Annotated in this window: 6 protein-coding genes and 1 pseudogene; 2 read left to right on the forward strand and 5 right to left on the reverse strand. The window is 40.9% G+C overall.

Features of this window, described 5'->3' with window-relative positions; all coding sequences use genetic code 11:
* Positions 1-38 precede the first annotated feature (38 nt).
* Positions 39-2,234: a transglycosylase SLT domain-containing protein gene (locus GNE10_RS29160; RefSeq protein WP_185569159.1), complete on the reverse strand. Its 2,196-nt coding sequence runs from the start codon at positions 2,232-2,234 to the stop codon at positions 39-41.
* Between the two features lie 305 nt (positions 2,235-2,539).
* On the reverse strand, positions 2,540-3,421 hold the full coding sequence (locus tag GNE10_RS29165; RefSeq protein ID WP_185569161.1) for a 2OG-Fe(II) oxygenase: 882 nt from the start codon (positions 3,419-3,421) through the stop codon (positions 2,540-2,542).
* 275 nt (positions 3,422-3,696) lie between these two features.
* Here GNE10_RS29165 and GNE10_RS29170 point away from each other — a divergent pair.
* A pseudogene (locus tag GNE10_RS29170) lies at positions 3,697-3,900 on the forward strand (Uma2 family endonuclease); the annotation flags it as partial.
* A 3-nt stretch (positions 3,901-3,903) separates the two neighbouring features.
* Here GNE10_RS29170 and GNE10_RS29175 read toward each other — a convergent pair.
* Complete coding sequence (locus GNE10_RS29175) at positions 3,904-5,163, reverse strand: FAD-dependent hydroxylase (RefSeq protein ID WP_185569163.1); 1,260 nt, start codon at positions 5,161-5,163, stop codon at positions 3,904-3,906.
* A gap of 286 nt (positions 5,164-5,449) precedes the next feature.
* Here GNE10_RS29175 and GNE10_RS29180 point away from each other — a divergent pair, with 286 nt between their 5' ends.
* Positions 5,450-6,130 (forward strand): PEP-CTERM sorting domain-containing protein, encoded by a 681-nt coding sequence (locus GNE10_RS29180; RefSeq protein WP_185569165.1) that lies wholly within the window; start codon positions 5,450-5,452, stop codon positions 6,128-6,130.
* A 488-nt stretch (positions 6,131-6,618) separates the two neighbouring features.
* Here the strand turns inward: GNE10_RS29180 and GNE10_RS29185 are convergent, their stop codons facing one another.
* Positions 6,619-6,795: a hypothetical protein gene (locus tag GNE10_RS29185; RefSeq protein ID WP_185569167.1), complete on the reverse strand. Its 177-nt coding sequence runs from the start codon at positions 6,793-6,795 to the stop codon at positions 6,619-6,621.
* A 104-nt stretch (positions 6,796-6,899) separates the two neighbouring features.
* Entirely contained in the window at positions 6,900-7,658 is a 759-nt protein-coding gene (locus tag GNE10_RS29190; protein WP_185569169.1) for a YebC/PmpR family DNA-binding transcriptional regulator, read from the reverse strand.
* Between the last annotated feature and the right edge of the window lie 177 nt (positions 7,659-7,835).

Raw genomic sequence — 7,835 nt, forward strand, 5'->3', positions numbered from 1 at the left:
CACTCCCCACACTTCCCCTGCCTCCCCAGTCCCCCATTTCACTGTGTCGGCAGTTTCGGATGTGTATTCGAGTACTTTGCCACTATGCTGGAAATTTCAGGGTTGTAAAGTCTGAGATAATTCCAGTAATTGCCAAATACTTGACGCACATAATTTTTGGTTTCATCAAAAGGAATGTCTTCCACAAATTCATCTGGGTCTTGTGTAGTGTAAGTTTGCAGCCATTTGGAGACATTGCCAGGGCCGGCATTATAACTGGCGATCGCTAACAAAGAATTATTGTTATATTGCTGATGGGTATGATCCAAATACCATGTACCCAGCATGATGTTTTGGTTAGGATCTTCTAGGTTTATTGTTTTGCTATCCAACTTAATTTGTGGGGCAATCCATTGAGCTGTACTCGGTAACAACTGCATTAAACCAGTAGCATTTGCCACAGATTTAATTTTGGGTTGAAATCTGGACTCTTGACGAATTAAGGCAGTTACTAGCAAAGGATTGAGTTGACGCTCAGTAGACCATTTTTCAATTTCTCGCAGATAGGGAAATGGATAACGGGCTTGCCAATAAGAGATTTGTTTGCTTAGAGTTTGATATTCGGCAAGTTCAGCTGGTATTTCCCGGTCTTCCAATTTAGAAATTTTGTCAATTCCGATGAGATTTTCTCCCCTTGCCAGCTGCATCAAGCCTTCAGTAAATTGCTCTGCTACCGTTGGCTGAAGTTTATTCTGAAATTCTGTTTGCCACTGTAACCAAGCATCCCGGTCTTGACCCAACAGATACAATTCTTTGAAAGTTTCAGAACCTGCGGGAGGTAATGAACGCTGGGGTGCAAGGACTTCTGGGTTCATTGAGCGCACGTTGTCAAAGTTACCGACATTCAACCCCAACATCGTCGCCGATCGCCATGCATAGTAAGAGTAGGGAAACTGGCTAATCGTATACTCATAAGCAGTTTGAGATTCTTGCTGTTTTCCTAATGCAGCCGCCCATTTACCCACCCAAAAGCCTGCTCTTGGAGCCAAAATACTGTTGGGATTGTTGGTAACAATTGGTTCTGCCCATTGCCATGCAGCGATGTAATCTTTGTTGTTCGCTTTATCTTGGGCGACTTTCCAGCGATACTCTGCTGCTTCATCAGAATTACCGTATTTGCCCAACAGTAATTGCCAAGCCGAGCTTGCTGACTTTTGATCTTTGAGTGCTTGGAAAGTTTTGGCTTTTTGTACCAGTGCAGCACCGGCTTGGTCGGGGAATTTGCTAATTACTTGGTCAAGATAAGGCAAGCCATCTTTGGGAGTTTTGGCCATTTCTGCTAATCGCAGCAGTGCAGTACCAGTTTCTTTTGCTTGGGGAAATTGCTGCACCAGTTGTTTATAAGTGGCGATGGCTTTTTCTCTATCTTTCCCCCCTACCTGTAACCCCCGCGCAGTGCGGTAGAGGTTGCGGGCTGTTTTGGGTGCTTTGACATAAGCATTCCCGGCTTTGAGAAATTGATTATTTTCCCAATAGGCTGTACCAATGAGTTCCCAATCTTCGGCTTTGAGGCTAGGCTGTTTAACTAACCCATCCAAAACCCCCACTATACCTGCTTGGTCGTAGGCGTATTTTGCCAAAATCAACTGTAATTTAGGTTGATTGGGATTTTCTTGTAAGCGTTTGCGGATAATTTCCCAAGTCAAGGGATTAGAAGGAAATTGAGCGATGGCCGTTTCCTGTTCCTTTGGTTGGGCAATTAGATACAGCGCTTTAACTGCGGCTGGTTCTTTGGGATACTCTTTCAGGACTTTTCGCCTGAGATCTGAGGCTTTGCCGTCCTCACCCAGCATATCTTCTGCCTGGGCTTGTTTGAGCAAAATATAAGGTGCGAGGGTCGGATAGTCTTTCTCTAATCCTTCCAACAAAGCCAGAGCTTTTTTTCCTTGGGTTCTTTCAATGTAATCACTCGCCAAAAGATAACGAGCGCGATTGCGGTCAACAGAAGGCGACTGTCCGGCGATGGCAGCTAGTTTTGCTGCCCGTTCTGGCAGAGATTGTGATATCAGTGGAAAAACCGCTGATTGAGCAACGCTAGCGTCAGATGCTTGCTCTACCTGATTTTTCCCAAATTTGAGCCATTGTCCCAGAGATTTGCCAATCTCTGGTGCTGATACCATTGCCCCCGCTGAAAAGGCAAACAGCGCCGCAGCCGCAATTATGGAAATTTGCTTTTTCTGTAGTTTCTTCAGCATGAATACCCGCTGAAAAGTTCCGATGAATTTCTTGAAACTCTAGCACTCCTAACCATCAGTGTTACCAATTTTTAATTTCAGATTTTTAATTTTATGTACAAAAATACTAATTTTCAATCTTACGGTTGACAGTACTGAGGAGGTAGCGTAGTTTAAACAATGTTACATCTATCTCTAGGATAAATGTAACAATTTTTATATTATTCCAACGACAATTCGATACACTTTGGTGAGTTAGCTGTCAATGGTTAACAGCCAACACAAAAAGATATCAAGTGTTAAATCCGCGACACTTGCTTCAGATTTTAACGCCAAAAAACACATTCCCTTTGATGTTGGGAAAGCTTGGGAGTGATGATTTGTAAATACTCGTCTCTCAATGGAGGTTTACAATAAAACGGATGTTTTGGCGTTCTCGAAGTGTAGTCAAAAAATATTGTGAATCTATCTGAATATAAAGGTATCTTTCCTCGATGAAAGACATTAGCAGTGTCAGCCATAACTACAGTGCCAGCAACTCCTGTACAGGATTTCCAGTTTAATTGCGGTATAATCTGTCGCATGGTTTTGTCTCTAATGTAGCGATATTTATAGCTTAGAGAGCGTGCTACTTTTGAATAATCAGATTTGGGAATATATTGAAACGGGCCTCCATCATCATTTACATCATTTAAATAAACAATCACCTTTAGTACTTTGCGGTCTTCTTTATCTAAATGCCATAGCCTTGATTTTTGTTCTACTGGATTAGCAATATCTCTGCGAAAAGAAGGATCGTGATAAGCTACCGGCAAACCAAGATAATGTTCAATAATATTGAGTAAACGCTGTTGAATTCCCCAAAAAAAAATTTCTGGATGCTCCATCATTTGCTCGCAACTAGCATGAATCATAAATTCATTCTTTTGTCCAGAAATACTTTTGGGGATTTTTGGCATCAAGCTTTGTGCAGACTGAAACATTTCTGGAGTAGAAGGAATTGAAAGTTCTGCTAACGAAGTTAAAACTATTCCCTGACATTTGAGAGTTTCAACCAAAATCATATCTGCGGTCGAAATCATAGGTAGATAATCAATATGTTTTTCTATCGCCGCTTGATATAAAAGCTCAGCCTTATTGTTTAACAATGGGACTCGATAAAGGTTTTCTATAATCCGATTGTGAACCTTGTTGATAATTGTCTTCATCTTGTCTCTTAAAATTTATTGAGAAATAACTTAAAAGTCACAGCAAAGCAATTGAAGTTGATACTTCAATTAATATGCGCTTAAGCAAATATAATAATGCCTGATTAATGTATGATTATTGCCGTTGTGGCTTATTACTATAGTCGGTTGACCAAAATTTTAAAATACTTCTAAAAGTAGATTATTTAAAATTAATCTAATAAAGTTGAGTTTGTGATAAAGGGACACACTAAAGGTGGGAATTATGGTTGATGCAAATTCCAAAATCATCCCGCAATTATGGTGCTTTGGGTGGACGTAATTTTATCGGTAACCCCAAGCAACCGACAATCTTGGTTTGTAACTTGGTTGATGGAGAATATCAGATAAGTAAGTTTCGAGAAAGCGATGCCTGCGGCGGTAAACAACGCATTATTTCCCAAACCTTGCCCGAATTAAATCTCACCCCAAACCAGATTTTTCAAGCTGGTCTGGTTTAGGGTTTAGCGTTTTGCCAATTCTGGAGTCCGTCCCTTCAAACCAATCATTAACTTCAGCATAAATACTTTCAACATAGGTACTCGCTGCAATAACCATAAACCCAGACGCCGAACCATCACCACAGGCAAGAAATTATTAGAAAACATTCGGTCTAACAAATCGGTAAAACCCAGAATTGTCAGGTTTTCCAACTTGCGCCAACGTTCATAACGTTTGAGAATTTGAATCTCTCCAATATCTTTACCTGCTTTGTGGGCTGCTTGGATTACTTGCGCCAAAGCTGCTGCATCCCGAATACCCAAATTTAAACCTTGTCCCCCCACGGGATGACAGTTGTGTGCAGCATCACCAATTAATGCTAGTCGCGGAAGAACATAGCGATCGCTTTGCATGAGTTGTACTTGAAACACGAAGCGATCGCCAAGTAGTTCCAATTTACCCATTTGATTGCCATAGCGACGGGTTAATTCTTTTAAAAATTGTTCATCATCTAAAGCACACAAAGCTTTTGCTTCTTCGTGAGGCGCTGTCCACACAATGCGGCAGCGGTTCCCTGGTAGAGGTAAAATCGCAAAGGGTCCGCTAGACCAAAATCTTTCGTAAGCAGTGTTATTGTGGGGTTTCTCTGGTTTGACAAACGCAACTATGCAAGACTGCCAATATTTCCAGCCAGAGGTTTTGATACCAGCAGCTTGACGAATTGGCGATCGCGATCCATCTGCGGCTACGAGTAATTTACTTTTAATAGTTCGTAGTTCGCCAGCAACTTTAATATCTATGGCTACAATGTCTTGTTGATACTGTGTTTTTATCACCTCAGCCGGACACAGATAAGTCACATTTGCACAATTTCTGACAAACTCCTGCAACGGTTCCAATAGCGCTTGGTGTTCCGCCACATAACCCAACTCTGGCGTACCTATATCATCTGTGACAAATTCCACCACACCGGGATAATCGGCATCAGAAAGACGAACCCGGCAATATTTGGCAATTTCGGGCAACATTTTGTCCCACACTCCAATTCCTTGGTAAATTAGGGACGAAAGCATGTGAATTGCATAGGCTTGACCCTTAGCTACCGCCGCTGACGCCACTTTTGCCTCAATCAGCAGCACACTCAAGCCAGAATCTTTTAAGGCAGAGGCTAAAGTTAACCCAACAATTCCACCGCCTACAATTACCAAATCGTATTCATATCCCCGCTTGTCTGATGTTGTTTGGGGAGAGTAAAAAGTTTGATTAAGCTCTGCTAGCGCCATTGTGAAGATAAATTACAGCATCTTAACTCTTATTTTGACGCGATCGCGGCTTTTTAAGCAAGTTCAGACGAATACTAAAAGGGATTGGCAATTGACAATTTGAATGGCCTCACTAGCAGACATCAAAATTTTTTTCAGTAAAAACACTAAGTTATTACAATTTATTAACGTAAAAATAATTGCTAAATTTATAATTTTTCACTGTTATTTTACTGTGTCTTTATTGAAACATTTAGTACTTAAATTTATATTTGAGAGGTCTAGAAAGCTTGATATAACCGTGAACATGAAAAACATTAACAAATTGGGTGTGGCAGCTGTTGGATGTGTAGCTATGTCTTTGGGAATTGTCACAAATGCACAAGAAGCTCACGCGGCAGGCTTAATTAATGGTGGTTTTGAAGACACCGTTGTTTCTAGTTCCAAGACATGGGACTCAATTGATGAATCTCTTATTCCTGGATGGGAGACTACAGCCACAGATAATAAAATTGAAATTCAAACTCCCAGACTCTTTCATGCTGGAGCATTAGGCACAAATCAATATGCTGAACTTAATGCTAATCAGGTATCTAGCCTATATCAAGACGTAGATACTACAGCTGGTACAACTATGTTTTGGCGATTTTTCCATCGCGGTCGTCAGGGCGTAGATACAATGCGTTTATCTATTATTGACCTTGCTACTAATACAACCCTTTTCAGTCAAATATACAACACTGGCAACACAGCTTGGGTAGAGTATCAAGGCACAACTGTTGCTACTGGCGGTACAACACGTTGGCAGTTTGATTCAGTAGCGGCTGCTGGGGGTAATCCCTCCATAGGGAACTTTTTGGATGAAGTTTACTTTGCAGAGAAACCACCACAAGGTTTCCAAACAGTTCCAGAACCTGCTTCTGTACTTGGTCTTTTAGCAATGGGCGCTTTTGGTATTGTTTCCACTCGCAAACGCAAACACGCTTGAATATTATAGCGTTTCTCAATCTAGTGAGGTACGTTTTAAAAGCTATTTATTTTGATATAAAAGGTTCGTGTGTACTTCAGTAGCCTGGGAAACGCTATATTTTCAATTAAAAGTATGTTAGAACCAGTTTTTTGACATTGTATCCATAGTTAATAATTGTTAAACAGAAAGATACTCGATTTTTACAAAAAGTCGGGTATCTTAGCTGTGGTGAAACTAGTTTATTTTAGGTGCGATCGCTGCTACAACAATTTGCAACCAAATGAGGTACACAACTAGAGAATTAAATATAAAAATTCTTCTTTTGGCTCCTACCTTCTGCCTCAAAACTAATCAATTTCTACCTCATGAAAATGAAAACTGCTGTAATTGGAAATACCCGCTGATGATGAAAAATTACAGCGGGTTGAATAATACAATGGTTTTGGTGTAAGACAGAGACTAAACTTGATTACAGATCTACTACAATTTTTGGTAGCTAATAGTAACTATTTATGAGCTTTGTGAACTAGGTGATGCTTGTGGTTTTTATGGTGTTTCTGATGAACTTTGGTAGTTTTTATCTTAGTAGAGTGGATAGTTCCAGCTTGAACAGCAGGTGTAGAAATGGCTACGGGAGCAGCAAATATTGAAGCCAAAACGAAAGCTTTAGCGAAGTTATTCACTTGTAATTCCTCATCAATTGTTGAACACTACAACTATCTAATAGGTATATGTCATTGCGTTGTAATTGATGTGAATCTTTGATGTCTGTTTGGACGGATTTTTATTAAGAAATGCTGAGACTGATTAACTCTTCTGCTACTTCAAAGTTAGCCGTGACATTTTGAACATCATCTAAGGCTTCTAGAGTGTCAATTAATTTGAAAAGCGATCGCGCTTGCTCAGGATCGGTAACTTCTACACTATTACTCGGAATCCAGCGCAATTCAGCATCAGTTACCTTAAAGCCTTTATCCTTAAGTGTTTGGCTAAGGGTTTCTAAATTTCCGATTTCAGTAAATACCTCAGCCATTTCATCTTCAGTCATTTCATAAGACTCAGCGCCACCTTCTAAGGATGCTTCTAAAAGTTGTTCCTCATTAACCACACCTGGAACGACACAAACACCTTTTTGGTCAAACATCCAGCTAACACAGCCTGTTTCACCCAAGTTACCGCCATTTTTACTAAAAGCCGTACGCAAATCGGCGGCTGTGCGATTGCGATTATCTGTCAGCGCTTCAATTAAAATTGCGACACCACCGGGGCCGTAACCTTCATAGCGAATTGCTTCAAAATTAGCACTGTCTGTACCAAAAGTGCCTGCACCTTTAGCGATCGCCCGTTCAATATTATCATTAGGGATACTTGCTGCCTTTGCCTTATCGATAGCTGTGCGGAGTTGAAAATTCAGCGCTGGATCTGGTACACCACTTCTCGCTGCAACAATAATCGCCCTCGATAACTGAGTGAAGGTTTTTCCCTTTTTTGCATCTACTACCGCCTTCTGACGCTTAATATTTGCCCATTTACTATGTCCTGCCATAATCCGAAATTATCAAAACTCTACTTCAAGATTAGGATATACCCAGCTTTCGCCCAGATGCAAAGGTGGATTTGGTAAGAGGGAGATGGGGAGATGGGGAGACTTGTACTGAGCGGAGCCGTTGGCGCAGCCTCTCGCAGAGAAGTATGGGGAGATGGGGAGATGGGGGGATGAGGG

The sequence above is a fragment of the Nostoc sp. 2RC genome, from assembly GCF_014222165.1.
Taxonomy (GTDB): domain Bacteria; phylum Cyanobacteriota; class Cyanobacteriia; order Cyanobacteriales; family Nostocaceae; genus Nostoc; species Nostoc linckia.

Bases quoted from the DNA above. Each gene is read 5' to 3' on its own strand.
- GNE10_RS29160 (WP_185569159.1), bottom strand. From the start codon at position 2,234: ATGCTGAAGAAACTACAGAAAAAGCAAATTTCCATAATTGCGGCTGCG.
- GNE10_RS29165 (WP_185569161.1), bottom strand. From the start codon at position 3,421: ATGAAGACAATTATCAACAAGGTTCACAATCGGATTATAGAAAACCTT.
- GNE10_RS29175 (WP_185569163.1), bottom strand. From the start codon at position 5,163: ATGGCGCTAGCAGAGCTTAATCAAACTTTTTACTCTCCCCAAACAACA.
- GNE10_RS29180 (WP_185569165.1), top strand. From the start codon at position 5,450: ATGAAAAACATTAACAAATTGGGTGTGGCAGCTGTTGGATGTGTAGCT.
- GNE10_RS29190 (WP_185569169.1), bottom strand. From the start codon at position 7,658: ATGGCAGGACATAGTAAATGGGCAAATATTAAGCGTCAGAAGGCGGTA.